At 39.8% G+C, this 15,110-nt stretch carries 26 protein-coding genes; 25 read left to right on the top strand and 1 reads right to left on the bottom strand.

The window, feature by feature from the left end:
* Positions 1 to 64: 64 nt before the first annotated feature.
* The gene (locus AAGS61_RS16530) at positions 65 to 826 is read left to right on the top strand and encodes an ABC transporter ATP-binding protein (RefSeq protein ID WP_391374325.1); all 762 of its coding nucleotides are present in this window, start codon (positions 65 to 67) and stop codon (positions 824 to 826) included.
* Positions 816 to 2,795: an FtsX-like permease family protein gene (locus tag AAGS61_RS16525; RefSeq protein ID WP_391374322.1), complete on the top strand. Its 1,980-nt coding sequence runs from the start codon at positions 816 to 818 to the stop codon at positions 2,793 to 2,795. The genes AAGS61_RS16530 and AAGS61_RS16525 overlap by 11 nt, the downstream gene beginning before the upstream one ends.
* Before the next feature lie 138 nt (positions 2,796 to 2,933).
* Here the strand turns inward: AAGS61_RS16525 and AAGS61_RS16520 are convergent, their stop codons facing one another.
* On the bottom strand, positions 2,934 to 3,563 hold the full coding sequence (locus AAGS61_RS16520) for a nitroreductase family protein (RefSeq protein ID WP_391374319.1): 630 nt from the start codon (positions 3,561 to 3,563) through the stop codon (positions 2,934 to 2,936).
* A gap of 132 nt (positions 3,564 to 3,695) precedes the next feature.
* Here AAGS61_RS16520 and AAGS61_RS16515 point away from each other — a divergent pair, with 132 nt between their 5' ends.
* From AAGS61_RS16515 to secY, 23 genes are all read left to right on the top strand, one after another.
* On the top strand, positions 3,696 to 4,037 hold the full coding sequence (locus AAGS61_RS16515) for a winged helix-turn-helix transcriptional regulator (protein WP_391374316.1): 342 nt from the start codon (positions 3,696 to 3,698) through the stop codon (positions 4,035 to 4,037).
* 509 nt (positions 4,038 to 4,546) lie between these two features.
* Entirely contained in the window at positions 4,547 to 4,855 is a 309-nt protein-coding gene (gene rpsJ, locus AAGS61_RS16510; RefSeq protein WP_004233624.1) for a 30S ribosomal protein S10, read from the top strand.
* A gap of 47 nt (positions 4,856 to 4,902) precedes the next feature.
* Entirely contained in the window at positions 4,903 to 5,532 is a 630-nt protein-coding gene (gene rplC / locus AAGS61_RS16505; RefSeq protein WP_391374313.1) for a 50S ribosomal protein L3, read from the top strand.
* 26 nt (positions 5,533 to 5,558) lie between these two features.
* Positions 5,559 to 6,182: a 50S ribosomal protein L4 gene (rplD, locus tag AAGS61_RS16500; protein ID WP_391374310.1), complete on the top strand. Its 624-nt coding sequence runs from the start codon at positions 5,559 to 5,561 to the stop codon at positions 6,180 to 6,182.
* A complete protein-coding gene (gene rplW / locus AAGS61_RS16495; RefSeq protein WP_391374307.1) occupies positions 6,182 to 6,466 on the top strand; it encodes a 50S ribosomal protein L23 in 285 nt (94 codons plus the stop codon). The genes rplD and rplW overlap by 1 nt, the downstream gene beginning before the upstream one ends.
* 44 nt (positions 6,467 to 6,510) lie before the next feature.
* The gene (gene rplB / locus AAGS61_RS16490; protein ID WP_391374304.1) at positions 6,511 to 7,341 is read left to right on the top strand and encodes a 50S ribosomal protein L2; all 831 of its coding nucleotides are present in this window, start codon (positions 6,511 to 6,513) and stop codon (positions 7,339 to 7,341) included.
* Between the two features lie 60 nt (positions 7,342 to 7,401).
* The gene (gene rpsS / locus AAGS61_RS16485; protein ID WP_391374302.1) at positions 7,402 to 7,680 is read left to right on the top strand and encodes a 30S ribosomal protein S19; all 279 of its coding nucleotides are present in this window, start codon (positions 7,402 to 7,404) and stop codon (positions 7,678 to 7,680) included.
* A 22-nt stretch (positions 7,681 to 7,702) separates the two neighbouring features.
* Positions 7,703 to 8,047 (top strand): 50S ribosomal protein L22, encoded by a 345-nt coding sequence (rplV, locus tag AAGS61_RS16480; protein WP_391374299.1) that lies wholly within the window; start codon positions 7,703 to 7,705, stop codon positions 8,045 to 8,047.
* A gap of 3 nt (positions 8,048 to 8,050) precedes the next feature.
* A complete protein-coding gene (gene rpsC / locus AAGS61_RS16475; RefSeq protein WP_391374298.1) occupies positions 8,051 to 8,707 on the top strand; it encodes a 30S ribosomal protein S3 in 657 nt (218 codons plus the stop codon).
* 2 nt (positions 8,708 to 8,709) lie between these two features.
* The gene (gene rplP / locus AAGS61_RS16470) at positions 8,710 to 9,144 is read left to right on the top strand and encodes a 50S ribosomal protein L16 (protein ID WP_391374294.1); all 435 of its coding nucleotides are present in this window, start codon (positions 8,710 to 8,712) and stop codon (positions 9,142 to 9,144) included.
* On the top strand, positions 9,134 to 9,331 hold the full coding sequence (gene rpmC, locus AAGS61_RS16465; protein ID WP_042478642.1) for a 50S ribosomal protein L29: 198 nt from the start codon (positions 9,134 to 9,136) through the stop codon (positions 9,329 to 9,331). The genes rplP and rpmC overlap by 11 nt, the downstream gene beginning before the upstream one ends.
* Before the next feature lie 24 nt (positions 9,332 to 9,355).
* Positions 9,356 to 9,619 carry a 30S ribosomal protein S17 gene (rpsQ, locus tag AAGS61_RS16460; protein WP_391374291.1) on the top strand — a complete coding sequence of 88 codons (264 nt, stop codon included), beginning with the start codon at positions 9,356 to 9,358 and terminating at the stop codon, positions 9,617 to 9,619.
* 45 nt (positions 9,620 to 9,664) lie between these two features.
* Positions 9,665 to 10,033 (top strand): 50S ribosomal protein L14, encoded by a 369-nt coding sequence (gene rplN, locus AAGS61_RS16455; RefSeq protein ID WP_042478646.1) that lies wholly within the window; start codon positions 9,665 to 9,667, stop codon positions 10,031 to 10,033.
* 37 nt (positions 10,034 to 10,070) lie between these two features.
* Positions 10,071 to 10,379: a 50S ribosomal protein L24 gene (rplX, locus tag AAGS61_RS16450; RefSeq protein WP_391374287.1), complete on the top strand. Its 309-nt coding sequence runs from the start codon at positions 10,071 to 10,073 to the stop codon at positions 10,377 to 10,379.
* A 29-nt stretch (positions 10,380 to 10,408) separates the two neighbouring features.
* Complete coding sequence (gene rplE / locus AAGS61_RS16445) at positions 10,409 to 10,948, top strand: 50S ribosomal protein L5 (protein ID WP_391374284.1); 540 nt, start codon at positions 10,409 to 10,411, stop codon at positions 10,946 to 10,948.
* 22 nt (positions 10,949 to 10,970) lie between these two features.
* Positions 10,971 to 11,156, top strand: a complete 186-nt coding sequence (locus AAGS61_RS16440; protein WP_004233656.1) for a type Z 30S ribosomal protein S14 — start codon at positions 10,971 to 10,973, stop codon at positions 11,154 to 11,156.
* A gap of 30 nt (positions 11,157 to 11,186) precedes the next feature.
* Complete coding sequence (gene rpsH, locus AAGS61_RS16435) at positions 11,187 to 11,585, top strand: 30S ribosomal protein S8 (protein WP_391374281.1); 399 nt, start codon at positions 11,187 to 11,189, stop codon at positions 11,583 to 11,585.
* A 31-nt stretch (positions 11,586 to 11,616) separates the two neighbouring features.
* Positions 11,617 to 12,156 carry a 50S ribosomal protein L6 gene (gene rplF / locus AAGS61_RS16430; protein WP_391374278.1) on the top strand — a complete coding sequence of 180 codons (540 nt, stop codon included), beginning with the start codon at positions 11,617 to 11,619 and terminating at the stop codon, positions 12,154 to 12,156.
* A gap of 32 nt (positions 12,157 to 12,188) precedes the next feature.
* A complete protein-coding gene (gene rplR, locus AAGS61_RS16425; RefSeq protein ID WP_391374276.1) occupies positions 12,189 to 12,548 on the top strand; it encodes a 50S ribosomal protein L18 in 360 nt (119 codons plus the stop codon).
* A 21-nt stretch (positions 12,549 to 12,569) separates the two neighbouring features.
* Positions 12,570 to 13,070 (top strand): 30S ribosomal protein S5, encoded by a 501-nt coding sequence (gene rpsE, locus AAGS61_RS16420; protein ID WP_391374273.1) that lies wholly within the window; start codon positions 12,570 to 12,572, stop codon positions 13,068 to 13,070.
* Between the two features lie 10 nt (positions 13,071 to 13,080).
* Positions 13,081 to 13,263, top strand: coding sequence for a 50S ribosomal protein L30 (gene rpmD / locus AAGS61_RS16415; RefSeq protein ID WP_425325067.1), 183 nt, complete (start codon positions 13,081 to 13,083; stop codon positions 13,261 to 13,263).
* 35 nt (positions 13,264 to 13,298) lie between these two features.
* Entirely contained in the window at positions 13,299 to 13,739 is a 441-nt protein-coding gene (rplO, locus tag AAGS61_RS16410; protein WP_036151926.1) for a 50S ribosomal protein L15, read from the top strand.
* The gene (secY, locus tag AAGS61_RS16405; protein ID WP_391374266.1) at positions 13,739 to 15,034 is read left to right on the top strand and encodes a preprotein translocase subunit SecY; all 1,296 of its coding nucleotides are present in this window, start codon (positions 13,739 to 13,741) and stop codon (positions 15,032 to 15,034) included. The genes rplO and secY overlap by 1 nt, the downstream gene beginning before the upstream one ends.
* The last annotated feature ends 76 nt before the right edge of the window (positions 15,035 to 15,110 follow it).

The following is a 15,110-nucleotide window of genomic DNA, read 5'->3' as shown; positions in this document are numbered from 1 at the left end:
GAACGAAACGCATGCATGAACAAGATAAAATAAAAGCAACAAGTTGAAGTAAAGGATGAGAGAGATGCCGATTTTAATCGCAAGGAAAATTCGCAAAACGTATGGTAAACGTGCATTACAACAGGAAGTATTAAAGGGAATTGATTTAGAAGTGAATAAAGGGGAATTCGTTGGCATTATGGGACCTTCAGGGTCAGGAAAAACGACGTTATTAAATGTGCTATGTTCGATTGATGCTGTTTCAGAAGGACTAGTGGAAATCAACAGACAAAAATTACAAGGGATGAAGGAAAAAGTACTCGCAAACTTCCGACGCGAGCAACTAGGCTTTATATTTCAGGATTATAATTTACTCGATACATTAACAGTGAAGGAAAATATTTTGCTTCCACTATCGATCAGTAAAATTCCAAAGGCAGCAGCAGAAGCTAGATTTAAAGAGCTTGTAAAGATTTTGGCAATAGAAGATATTATCGATAAATACCCAAATGAAATTTCAGGAGGACAAAAGCAACGAACGTCTGCAGCACGTGCCCTCATTTCAAATCCTTCTATTATCTTTGCAGACGAACCGACTGGCGCACTTGATTCTAAATCGGCTACGGCGCTACTTGCAAATTTAGAGAAGATCAATAAAGAAAAGCAGGCAACGATTATGATGGTGACACATGATGCTGTTGCCGCAAGCTTTTGCAGTCGCGTGCTATTTTTAAAGGACGGACAAATTTATACAGAGCTTTATAAAGGCGAGAAATCGCGTAATGAATTTTTCCAACAAATTTTAAATACGCAAAGTGTGCTAGGTGGTGATGGCTATGACGCTTAGCCAACTTGTTCTACGTAGTATGCAAAAAAATATTAAGCATTACTATTTGTACTTTTTTGCGCTTATTTTTAGTGTAACGCTCTATTTTTCGTTTATTACGTTGCAATTTAATAACTCGGTGTTAAAAGCTACAGAAAAGAGTGGTACAGCTACAGCTGGATTTGAAGCAGCATCGTACTTACTGTATTTTATCGTGACGTTTTTCGTGTTATATGCCAATCATTTATTTATGAAGCGTCGCAGTAAAGAAATTGGGCTTTATCAGTTAATTGGGATGACGAAAGGGTTAATTGTTCGATTAATTGCATTAGAAAATATGCTTTTATTTGTCGGAGCAGTTGTCATTGGAATGAGCATCGGTTTTTTAAGCTCACGTATTTTTGCGATGATTTTACTAAAGGTGCTGGATTATGACGCAGTCGTCAGCATGACTTTCAGTACGGAAGCTATTGTTCGGACCGCCCTTATTTTTGGGGTTTTATTAATCGTCATTTTAATTCAAATGGCATTTATTATTCGTCGTGTGTCGTTACTATCATTATTCACAGCGTCTAAACAGGCTGATGAGCGAGTGAAGCGCTTTAGTTTAGTACAAATGGTTGTTGGAGCGATTGGAATTGGTTTAATCGTGTATGGCTATTATGCTTCGACAAAACTATTTGATTTAGAAAGTGCGAACAATTTATTTTTAAATATGATCATCATTTTAGTAACGACCATTGGCGGTACGTTCTTAGTATTCCGTTTTTCTGTTTCGTTTGTTATAAACTTAATACGTTTAAAGAAAAATGGGCATTTAAAGTCGACTGATGTACTGGCTTTGACGCCAATTATGCATCGGATGAAGGGGAATGCAAAGTCATTAACACTCATTACAGTGCTTACAGCGGTGTCTCTAGCGATTACAACACTTTCGTATATCACTTATTATTCGGCAGCTAGTCAGGCTAGAGTTACTTCCCCTACCGATTTTACTGTATTTGATGAGGAGGGCGATAAGTTTTTAGCGGGGCTTGAAATGAATAATATTCCTTATGAAACAACAACTTATCGCTTAAAGCAGGTAAAGGTCAATGTGAGCGAAATAGTGGATGTCAATTTAAAAAATAGCCCGCTTATAAATTTAGATGCTGAAACAACTGTCATACCACTTTCTGATTTTCAGCAAATCGTACCAGAGTATACTCTTTTAGAGGGAGACGTGTTAGTGACCAATCATGTAGGTATGTTGGCACAAATGCTTCCTATCAAAGTAGAGAGTGTACCAACTGTACAGGCAGATGAGCAGCTTTTTGAAATGCGTATTACAGAAGTACGGGAAGATTTGTTGGCTGGATTAGCTATTGGTGGTGGAGCTCCAGTCTTTATCGTAACAGATACACAATTTGAGGAAATTCCAACAGTAGCAACGATGCCTTTTGCAAAGCAAATTTCTGTTGAGGTAACAGAAGAATATGAAGAACGTGCAGAATCACTTTACAAGGCAATGAATCTGAACAAGCTTTCTAGGGAAGTTCTTGATGAAAGTGGTGAAATAGTTGTTGAAACCATTTCCCAACCTTCATTTGAACAAGCTCGTAGTGCAACGATTAAATCGATGGGGGTCATCATTTTCACTACTGCCTTCCTCGGCTTAGCCTTCTTACTCGCAACAGGGAGCATTTTATACTTTAAGCAAATGTCAGAGGCGGATGAGGAGCTACCATCGTATACAATTTTACGTAAAATCGGCTTCTCCCAGCAGGACATTATGCGCGGCATTTATGCGAAACAGGCATTTAACTTCGGTGTGCCGCTACTAATCGGATTATTGCATAGTTATTTTGCTGTGAAGTCAGGTTGGTTTTTATTCGGCTCAGAATTAGTTGCTCCATTAATGATTACGATGAGCTTGTATATTGCAATGTATATTCTATTTGCTGTACTATCTATCAGTTATTACAAAAAGGTGATCAAGCAATCTTTATAAATAACTCAACGAAAGCCTAGAGATAGCTAATTGTATTCCCTTTAAGACATATATTTGATTTTTATTGAAAAAATCATTTACGTATAATAAAGTGAAAAACTCAGCAGACGCCATTTGGACGTCGGCTGAGTTTTTATTTTAGATAAAACGGGCAATGTCTCCTAAAGGTAAACGGGAAGAACCATATGCTGGTGCAGCCGCTTTACCGATGGCGATGAGTACGATAGGGAATTGATTTTCAGGTAATTCAAAACGCTCAGCAAATTTTACTTTATCAAAACCGCCCATTGTTACTGTATCAAGGCCTTTTTCTTTAGCAAGCAGCATGAGTTGCATTGAAATTAATCCTGCATCAAAAGTTGCAATATTCTTTCTGATTTCGAATGGCGCAGAAGGGTACATGCGGAGTGAATTCGTAATCATCATATTTTTCTGTTCTTCTCCCATATGACCTTCAGCTACATTTTGTGTGTAAATCTTTTCAACATTTTTATACATTTCAGCATCACCTAAAACGGCAATGACTGCTGCAGATGTTTCAATTTGTTCTTGATTGTTAGCAATTTCGCGAAGTTCTTTTTTGATAGCCTCATCTTGGATCACAAGAAATCTCCATGGTTGAAGATTACTTGAAGACGGTGCGCTAGTTGCTTTCGTAATGATTTCTGCCAGTTCTGCTTGTGTCATTTTAAAAGTAGGATCGTATTTACGAACAGATTTTCTTTCTTCCATGATTGTATATAGATTTGATACTGTTGTTGTTAACATAATAATTCCTCCTAAAACTTACTTAAGGTAAGTTGTTGAATAGAATATTACCATTAGTAAGTTAGTGCGTCAAACAAAAAAGTTTCTATGTTATAATAAGAGAAATTGCAATCACAGACGGGAGGTTATTAGATGACTCAACCGAATTGTACACATAAATGTAGTAGCTATCATCAAGCAATAGAATTTATAGGGAAACGATGGATGGGCATGATTGTATATACCTTATTATCAGGACCTAAAAGGTACCACGAAATTCACGCCATGATCCCAGGGATTTCAGACCGTTTATTAACAGAACGTTTAAATGAGCTTGTAGATACAGGCTTAGTCAATAAAAAATTGATAGACTCTTCTATTAAAAAAGTGGAATATGAGCTCACACCCAACGGCTTAGCGTTCAATGGAGTGATTCAGGCGATTTTGCAATGGATTGATTTATGTGACTTTGACAAAACAACGAAGCAATCATAATAAAAAACTGGTTAGATGGGATAACCGGTTTTTTTGTTTTTAGATAAGTAAACGATTTCCTACTAGGCAAAGAAAAGCCGTCAATTTTTAAATTGGCGGTTTTTCTAGTGGGGAGGAAATTATCCGGTTGAATACATCCATACAATCTTCCTATTTAATATAAACGTCTCTGTTTAAAGTGAAGATAATTTGTATACGCTTAGTATTCTGAATATTTTATCTACAGCACTTTGCTTTCTTTTGGGTTGCTTTCGCTTTCATACTCTTATATACTAGGTAACGGCTCAAAAAGAGCGAATGCATATAAAGATATAATGTTATAGATGATAAAAAAAGAATTTTGCTAAAACACTTGCGAACTTCTTTTTTATTGTATATAATGTTGAATGTTGGTCTTTGACTGCGATGAAGCGAGAGGTTGCCGACACACCCGGCCGCTTTGCCATGGCGAGTGTGTGGGAAATTTTCGTGGAGAATGTCTAGAAAATAGGCGAGAAGGAGGGAAAATTATGGCAAAACAAAAGATTCGTATTCGTTTAAAAGCGTATGATCACCGTATCCTTGATCAATCTGCTGAAAAAATCGTAGAAACAGCTAAACGTTCAGGTGCTAGCGTGTCAGGTCCGATTCCGTTACCAACTGAAAAGTCTGTGTACACAATCCTACGTGCTGTTCACAAGTACAAAGATTCTCGTGAGCAATTCGAAATGCGTACGCATAAACGTCTAATCGATATCGTTAACCCAACACCACAAACTGTTGATGCGTTAATGAAACTTGACTTACCATCTGGCGTTGATATCGAAATCAAACTTTAATGGTAAAAACAAATATAACTTTTCAAAATTTATAGGAGGTGTGACGAATGGCTAAAGGAATCTTAGGTAGAAAAATTGGCATGACTCAAGTTTTCGCTGAAAACGGCGATTTAATCCCAGTAACAGTAATCGAAGCTTCTGCAAACGTAGTTCTTCAAAAGAAAACTGTTGAAACTGACGGTTACGAAGCAATTCAAGTTGGTTTCGAAGACAAACGCGAAAAGCTTGCTAACAAACCAGCAAAAGGTCATGTAGCTAAAGCAAATACTGCTCCTAAGCGCTTCATTCGTGAGTTCCGCAACGTTAACGTGGCAGAATACGAAGTTGGTCAAGAAGTCAAAGTAGAAATTTTCGCAGAAGGCGATGTAGTTGATGTAACAGGTGTGACTAAAGGTAAAGGTTTCCAAGGTGCAATCAAGCGTCACGGACAATCTCGTGGTCCTATGTCTCACGGTTCTCGTTACCACCGTCGTGTTGGTTCAATGGGTCCTGTTGCTCCGAACCGCGTATTCAAACAAAAGAAATTACCTGGTCAAATGGGTGGTAATGTTGTAACAATCCAAAACCTTGAAATCGTTAAGGTTGATGCTGAACGCAACTTATTACTAGTTAAAGGTAATGTTCCTGGTTCTAAAAAAGCTCTTGTTGCAGTAAAAACTGCAGTAAAATCTAAATAATTCTCTGAAGAAAGGAGGACACAGGAATGACAAAGGTATCTGTACTTAGTCAAACAGGTGCTTCAGTTGGCGAAATCGAATTAAACGATGCGATCTTCGGAATCGAGCCAAACGAAGCAGTATTATTCGACGCAGTAATCGCTCAACGCGCTTCTCTACGTCAAGGTAATCACAAAGTTAAAAACCGTTCTGAAGTTGCTGGTGGTGGTCGTAAGCCATGGCGTCAAAAAGGAACTGGTCGTGCTCGTCAAGGTTCGATCCGCTCTCCACAATGGCGCGGTGGTGGTATCGTATTCGGTCCAACTCCACGTAGCTACTCTTACAAATTACCGAAGAAAGTTCGTCGCTTAGCTCTTAAATCAGCTTTATCAGCTAAAGTGTTAGAGCAAAACTTCGTAGTTCTTGATGTATTAAACTTAGATGCACCAAAAACAAAAGATTTCGCTGCTATTTTAAAAGCATTAGAAATCAACAAAAAAGCGCTTTTCGTAACAGCTGAGCTTAACGAAAACGTAGCGTTATCTGCACGTAACATCCCTGGTGTTACTGTTTTAACTGCAGCTGGAATCAACGTTCTTGATCTTTTAGGTCACGAAAAAGTTGTATTCACTAAAGATGCAGTAACTAAAGTTGAGGAGGTGCTTGGATAATGGAAGCACGTGATATCATCAAACGTCCGGTCATTACTGAGCGTTCTTCTGAAATTATGGCAGAGAAAAAGTATACTTTCGAAGTAGACACTCGCGCTAACAAAACTCAAGTTAAAGATGCAATTGAAGAAATCTTCGGCGTTCAAGTTGAGAAAGTAAACATCATGAACTACAAAGGTAAATTCAAACGCGTTGGTAAATTTGGTGGTTACACTAACAAACGTCGTAAAGCGATTGTTAAATTAACTGCTGAGTCAAAAGAAATCGAATTATTCGAAATCTAATCCAGTTCGGGTTACATTGCACAATATAAAAGGAGGGAAAACACATGGCGATTAAAAAGTATAAACCAACATCAAATGGTCGTCGTAATATGACGTCATCTGACTTTGCTGAAATTACAACTAATAAGCCTGAAAAGTCTTTATTAGCACCAATCAAACGCAAAGCTGGTCGTAACAACCAAGGTAAAATTACTGTTCGTCATCATGGTGGTGGTCATAAGAAGCAATACCGCGTAATTGACTTCAAACGTCTTAAAGACGGCATTCCAGGACGCGTTGCTACTATCGAATATGATCCAAACCGCTCTGCGAATATCGCATTAATTAACTACGCTGACGGTGAAAAACGTTACATCTTAGCTCCGAAAGGTCTTGAAGTAGGTCAAACGATTTACTCTGGTCCAGAGGCTGACATTAAAGTAGGTAACGCATTACCATTAGCAAACATTCCAATGGGTACAACAGTACACAACATCGAGTTAAAACCTGGTAAAGGTGGACAATTAGTACGTTCTGCTGGTACTTCTGCACAAGTACTTGGTCGTGAAGGTAAATACGTAATCGTTCGTCTTCAATCTGGTGAAGTTCGCTTAGTATTAGCTACTTGCCGTGCTACAATCGGTCAAGTTGGTAACGAGCAACACGAACTTATTAACATCGGTAAAGCAGGTCGCTCTCGTTGGTTAGGTAAACGCCCAACTGTACGTGGTTCTGTAATGAACCCTAACGATCACCCACACGGTGGTGGTGAAGGACGTTCTCCAATCGGACGTAAATCTCCAATGACACCATGGGGTAAACCAGCTCTTGGTTATAAAACACGCAAAAAGAAAAATAAAACTTCTAAGTTTATTATTCGTAGTCGTAAAAAATAATGTGGTTAAACTACGGTTCGCACGGAGAGCCGTGGTGGAATCACGGAGGGAGGTTCCTAAATGGGTCGCAGCTTAAAGAAAGGACCTTTTGTCGATGACCACCTAATGAAAAAGGTGGAAGCACAAGAGGCTTCTGAGAAAAAACAAGTGATTAAAACTTGGTCTCGCCGTTCTACTATCTTCCCGAACTTCATCGGTTTAACGATCGCTGTATACGACGGACGTAAACACGTACCTGTATACATCACTGAAGATATGGTAGGTCACAAACTTGGTGAGTTCGCACCGACACGTGCTTATAAAGGTCACGGTGCAGATGACAAGAAAACAAGACGCTAATTTTGAGAGGAGGTAAATCCTAATGACACAAGCTAAAGCTATCGCTCGTACAGTTCGTATCGCTCCTCGTAAAGTACGTCTAGTTGTAGACTTAATCCGAGGTAAGCAAGTTGGTGAAGCAGTTGCAATTTTACGTCATACTCCAAAAGCGGCGTCTCCAGTCGTTGAGAAAGTATTAAAATCTGCAGTTGCTAACGCCGAACACAACTATGAGTTAGATATTAACAACCTAGTTGTTTCTGAAGTTTTTGTTGACGAAGGTCCAACATTAAAACGTTTCCGTCCACGTGCTCAAGGACGTGCAAGCGCAATTAACAAACGCACAAGCCACATTACTGTAGTGGTATCTGAGAAGAAGGAGGTTTAATCCGTGGGTCAAAAAGTACATCCAATAGGACTACGCGTTGGTGTTATTCGTGACTGGGAGTCAAAATGGTACGCTGAAAAAGACTATGCTGATCTTTTACACGAAGACATCAAAGTTCGTAAATATATCGAGACTTCACTGAAAGATGCATCTGTATCTAAAGTTGAAATCGAACGCGCTGCAAACCGCGTAAACATCACAATTCACACTGCGAAACCAGGTATGGTAATCGGTAAAGGCGGTACGGAAGTTGAAAACTTACGTAAATACTTATCTGATTTAACTGGCAAGCGTGTACACATCAACATCGTTGAAATCAAAAAAGCGGATTTAGATGCTCGTTTAGTAGCTGAAAATATCGCTCGTCAACTTGAGAACCGCGTATCATTCCGTCGTGCTCAAAAGCAAGCAATCCAACGCTCAATGCGCGCTGGTGCAAAAGGTATCAAAACTCAAGTATCTGGTCGTTTAGGTGGCGCTGATATCGCGCGTGCTGAACACTATTCTGAAGGAACTGTTCCACTTCATACTTTACGTGCTGACATCGACTATGCACACGCTGAAGCTGATACTACTTATGGTAAGTTAGGTGTTAAAGTATGGATCTACCGTGGTGAAGTCCTTCCGACTAAGAAGAACTCTGAGGAAGGAGGCAAATAATTATGTTATTACCTAAACGCGTTAAATATCGTCGTGAACACCGTGGTAACATGCGTGGTGAAGCGAAAGGCGGTAAAGAAGTAGTTTTCGGTGAGTGGGGCTTACAAGCTACTACAGCATCTTGGATTACAAACCGTCAAATCGAATCTGCCCGTATTGCTATGACACGTTACATGAAACGTGGCGGTAAAGTTTGGATTAAAATCTTCCCGCATAAGCCTTACACTAAAAAGCCTCTAGAAGTCCGCATGGGTTCTGGTAAAGGTTCTCCTGAAGGCTGGGTAGCAGTAGTAAAACCAGGAAAAGTAATGTTCGAAATCGCTGGCGTATCTGAAGAAATCGCACGTGAAGCACTTCGTTTAGCATCACACAAACTTCCTGTTAAATGTAAGATCGTAAAACGTCAAGAAACTGGTGGTGAATCTAATGAAAGCTAATGAAATCCGTGACCTTGCCACTTCTGAAATTGAATTAAAAGTGAAATCACTGAAAGAAGAGCTTTTCAACCTTCGCTTCCAATTGGCGACTGGTCAATTAGAAAACACAGCTCGCATTCGTGAAGTTCGTAAAGCGATTGCGCGTATGAAAACTGTGATTCGTGAAAGAGAAATCAGTGCACAATAAAACTGATAAAGGAGGTTTTCAGGCATGACTGAGCGTAATCAACGCAAAGTTTACACTGGCCGTGTTGTTTCTGACAAAATGGACAAAACAGTTACTGTTCTTGTTGAAACATATAAGAAGCACAAATTATACGGTAAGCGTGTAAAGTACTCTAAAAAGTTTAAAGCTCATGATGAGTTAAACACAGCGAAAATCGGTGATATCGTACGTATCATGGAAACTCGCCCGCTATCAGCTACTAAACGTTTCCGCGTAGTGGAAGTTGTAGAAAAAGCGGTTATTATCTAATAACTATTTCGGAAGTAAAACAAATTCCGGAGGGAGGTAACCTAAGTGATCCAACAAGAAAGTCGTATGAAAGTTGCTGACAACTCAGGTGCACGTGAAGTATTAACAATTAAAGTACTTGGTGGTTCTGGACGTAAGACTGCTAACATCGGCGATATCGTCGTATGTACAGTTAAGAAAGCAACACCAGGTGGCGTTGTCAAGAAAGGTGACGTTGTTAAGGCTGTTATCGTTCGCACAAAATCGGGTGTACGTCGTAAAGACGGTACTTATATCAAATTTGACGAGAACGCTTGCGTAATCATCAAAGATGATAAGTCTCCACGCGGAACTCGTATTTTCGGACCTGTTGCACGTGAATTACGTGATAGCAACTTCATGAAGATCGTTTCTCTAGCTCCAGAAGTTCTTTAATTTCATGACAGTACCAATCAAGGAGGTGCGACACATAATGCATGTTAAAAAGGGCGACAAAGTAAAAGTAATTACTGGTAAAGATAAAGGTAAAGAGGGCGTTATCTTAGCTGCTTATCCTAAACAAGAACGCGTTCTTGTTGAAGGTGTAAACATCGTTAAGAAACACGTTAAACCTAACCAACTTAACCCACAAGGTGGTATTGTATCTCAAGAAGCTGCAATCCACGTTTCGAACGTAATGCTAATCGATCCAAAATCTGGCGAGCCGACTCGTGTAGGTTACAAAATCGAAAACGGCAAAAAAGTTCGTGTTGCAAAAAAATCCGGTGTAGTAATCGACTAATAGTAAACCATGAAGGGAGGTAAAACTACATGAGCCGCCTTAAAGAAAAATATTTAAATGAAGTTTCTCCAGCTCTTATGAGCAAATTCGGTTATAAATCAGTTATGCAATTGCCAAAAGTTGAGAAAATCGTAATCAACATGGGTGTTGGTGACGCAGTTCAAAACTCTAAAGCTCTAGATGCAGCTGTTGAAGAATTAACAATTATCACTGGTCAAAAACCAGTAGTAACTAAAGCGAAAAAATCGATCGCAGGTTTCCGTCTACGTGAAGGTATGCCTATCGGTGCTAAAGTTACATTACGCGGTGAGCGTATGTATGAATTCTTGGATAAATTAATCGCTATCGCACTTCCACGTGTACGTGACTTCCGTGGTGTTTCTAAAAAAGCATTCGATGGTCGCGGTAACTACACTTTAGGTGTGAAAGAGCAACTAATTTTCCCTGAAATCGATTACGATAAAGTTTCGAAAGTACGCGGTATGGACATCGTGATCGTAACGACTGCGAATTCTGATGAAGAAGCTCGCGAGTTATTGACACAATTCGGTATGCCGTTCCAGAAGTAATTAAAACAAGGAGGGCGAAAACGTGGCTAAAAAATCAATGATCGTTAAACAACAACGTAAGCAAAAGTTTAAAGTTCAAGAATATACACGCTGTGAACGCTGTGGTCGTCCACATTCTGTATACCGCAAATTTAAACTTTGCCGTATTTGTTTCCGTGAACTTGCATATAAGGGACAAATTCCTGGCGTTAAAAAAGCCAGCTGGTAATCCCCTAATTTGGGAAGGAGGTAAATTTTCATGACAATGACTGATCCGATTGCAGATATGCTTACTCGCATCCGTAATGCGAACATGGTTCGTCACGAGAAGTTAGAGGTTCCGGCTTCTAACCTTAAAAAACAAATCGCTGAAATCTTAAAGCGTGAAGGTTTCATCCGTGACGTAGAGTACGTAGAAGACAACAAGCAAGGTATCATCCGTATCTTCTTAAAATACGGTAAAGATAACGAGCGCGTTATCACTGGCTTAAAACGTATTTCTAAACCAGGTTTACGTGTATACGCTAAAACTGATGAAGTGCCAAAAGTATTAAACGGTCTTGGTATCGCTTTAGTATCAACTTCACAAGGTTTATTAACTGACAAAGAAGCTCGCGCTAAAAAAGTTGGCGGAGAAATCTTAGCATACGTTTGGTAATTAGCAACAAAAAGAATGGAGGTGCAACTAAATGTCTCGCGTAGGTAAAAAACTTATCGAGGTACCTGCAGGTGTAACTATTGCGGTCGCTGCTGATAACACAGTTACAGTGAAAGGTCCTAAAGGCGAATTAACTCGTCAATTCCATCAAGATATGAAAATCGAGCAAGAAGGCAACATCGTTACTGTTGTTCGTCCTTCTGAGTCTAAAGAACACCGTACAAACCACGGTACAACTCGTGCGTTACTAGCTAACATGGTAACTGGTGTTTCTGAAGGTTTCACACGCTCTCTAGAACTTATCGGTGTTGGTTACCGTGCTCAATTACAAGGTAAAAAGCTTGTACTGAACGTAGGTTACTCTCATCCAGTAGAGTTCACACCAGAAGAAGGTTTAGAGATCGAAGTTCCTTCAAACACGAAAATTATCGTAAAAGGTATTTCTAAAGAACGCGTTGGTGCATTAGCATCTAACATTCGTGACGTTCGTCCACCAGAGCCATACAAAGGTAAAGGTATCCGTTACGAAGGCGAATTCGTTCGTCGTAAAGAAGGTAAAACAGGTAAATAATGCTGCATAAGCATTAGAAAGGAGTGACCTCTATGATTACGAAACAAGATAAAAATCAAGTTCGTAAGAAACGTCATGGGCGTGTTCGTGCTAAAATCTCTGGTACTGCTGTACGTCCTCGTTTAAACGTATTCCGTTCAAACAAGAACATTTATGCACAACTTATCGATGACGTAGCTGGCGTAACTTTAGTTTCTGCTAACACTCAAGAAAAAGACTTCGAGGGTGCTGGTTCAAACGTAGAAGCAGCTGCGAAAATCGGTGAAATCATCGCAAAACGCGCTGTTGAAAAAAATATTACTACTGTGGTATTTGACCGTGGTGGTTACTTATATCATGGACGTGTAAAAGCTTTAGCTGAAGCTGCACGTGAAAACGGCTTAGAATTTTAATAAGAAGGAGGGACATACTTCATGAGTCGCATTGACGCAAACAAATTAGAACTTGAAGAACGCGTAGTTACAATTAACCGTGTTGCTAAAGTTGTTAAAGGTGGTCGTCGCTTCCGCTTCACTGCATTAGTTGTAGTTGGAGATAAAAACGGTCATGTAGGTTTCGGTACTGGTAAAGCACAAGAGGTACCAGACGCAATCCGCAAAGCTGTTGAAGACGCGAAGAAAAACTTAATCGAAGTACCACGCGTAGGTGGAACTACTCCACACTTAGTGCAAGGTCGCTTCGGTGCAGGTTCAATCTTAATTAAACCTGCAGCTCCTGGTACAGGAGTTATCGCTGGTGGTCCAGTACGTGCTGTACTAGAACTTGCTGGTATTACTGATATTCTTTCAAAATCTCTAGGTTCAAACACACCAATCAATATGGTGCGTGCAACTGTAGCAGGTTTAGCTGAATTAAAACGCGCAGAGGACGTTGCAAAGCTACGCGGTAAATCAGTGGAAGAATTATTAGGATAAGGGGGGAATTATAATGGCTAAATTACAAATCACCCTTACTAAATCTGTTATCGGTTCTAAACCGGCACAGCGTAAAACGATTGAAGCTTTAGGCTTACGTAAAACAAACCAAACTGTTGAACAAGCTGACAATGCAGCTATTCGCGGTATGTTAACAAAAGTAGCTCACTTAGTTACTGTAAAAGAAATTTAATTTCAACAACATTGAACAAGGAGGTGCCACCTATAATGAAACTTCATGAGTTAAAACCAGCAGAAGGATCTCGTAAAGAGCGTAACCGTGTTGGTCGTGGTATCGGTTCTGGTAACGGTAAAACTGCAGGTAAAGGTCATAAAGGTCAAAACGCTCGTTCAGGCGGCGGCGTTCGCCCAGGATTTGAGGGGGGTCAAAACCCACTTTTCCGTCGTTTACCGAAACGCGGCTTTACGAACATCAACCGTAAAGAGTATGCTATCGTTAACCTTGATGCATTAAACCGTTTCGAAGATGGTGCAGAAGTAACACCTGCATTATTATTAGAAACTGGTGTAGTGAGCAACGAGAAAGCAGGCATTAAAGTTTTAGGTAACGGAACTTTAAATGTGAAGCTTACTGTAAAAGCTCACAAGTTCTCAGCTTCTGCTAAAGAAGCAATCGAGAATGCTGGCGGAACAACTGAGGTGATTTAATGTTTCAGACGATCTCTAACTTTATGCGCGTTCGAGATATACGAAATAAAATCATCTTCACACTTTTAATGTTAATCGTTTTTCGTATCGGGACGTTTATCCCGGTACCAAACGTTGACGCAAATGTATTAAAGGCGACTGACGAGTTTAATCTTGTTGGCTTCCTCAATACATTTGGCGGTGGTGCACTGTCTAACTTCTCTATCTTTGCGATGGGGATTATGCCGTACATCACAGCCTCAATCATTGTTCAGTTATTGCAAATGGACGTTGTACCAAAGTTTGCAGAGTGGGCAAAGCAAGGTGAAGTAGGGCGACGTAAACTCGCGCAATTCACTCGTTACTTTACGATCGTGCTTGGCTTTATTCAATCATTTGCGATGTCGTTTGGTTTCAACCAATTCTACGGTGGATCATTGATTACAGACACAAGCATTGGATCTTATTTAACAATTGCCATTGTACTGACAGCAGGGACAGCATTCCTTCTGTGGTTAGCTGAACAAATTACTGCGCATGGTGTTGGTAATGGTATTTCCATTATTATCTTCGCTGGTATTGCCGCCGCGATTCCAAACGCAGTGAACCAAGTATATGCACAACAAATTGAAGGTGCTGGTGAACAGTTATTCATTAACATTGCCATTTTAGCTCTTTTAGTTTTAGTGCTATTAGCTATTGTTGTAGGGGTCATTTACGTACAACAAGCTTTACGTAAAATCCCGATTCAATATGCAAAACGAGTTGCCGGTCGTGGTCAGGCAGTTGGTGGACAACAAACGCACTTACCGTTAAAAGTAAATGCTGCAGGGGTTATTCCGGTAATCTTCGCAGTAGCGTTCCTTGTAACACCTCAAACGCTTGCGACATTCTTTGGTCAAAATAGTGTAACGACTTGGATTACAAATAATCTGCAGTATACACATCCTGTTGGTTTTATAGTCTATGTTACGCTGATCATTGCATTCACATACTTCTATGCATTCATTCAAGTGAATCCTGAAAATGTGGCTGACAACTTGAAAAAACAAGGCGCATACATTCCAGGCATTCGCCCAGGGAATGATACGCAAACTTATTTAACAAAAGTTCTTTACCGTTTAACTTTCGTAGGGGCAATTTTCCTTGTTGTCATCTCAGCTATCCCGATTCTATTTATTAACTTTATGAACCTTCCTGCTTCCGTGCAGATTGGTGGTACGAGTTTGATTATCGTAGTCGGTGTAGCGCTAGAGACAATGAAGCAACTAGAATCGCAACTAGTGAAACGTCATTATAAAGGCTTTATGAAATAATGCAGGTTTAGGGAAACGTTTTTGTTTCCTTAACCAGCTATCACAGTAGATAAGTTTTGTTACAGGGGGAGAAATT

The organism is Lysinibacillus sp. KU-BSD001 (assembly GCF_042920265.1).
Classification (GTDB): Bacteria; Bacillota; Bacilli; order Bacillales_A; family Planococcaceae; genus Lysinibacillus_B.
Note: the sequence above shows the minus strand (reverse complement) of the source record. Positions and strands in the feature narration are given on the sequence as shown.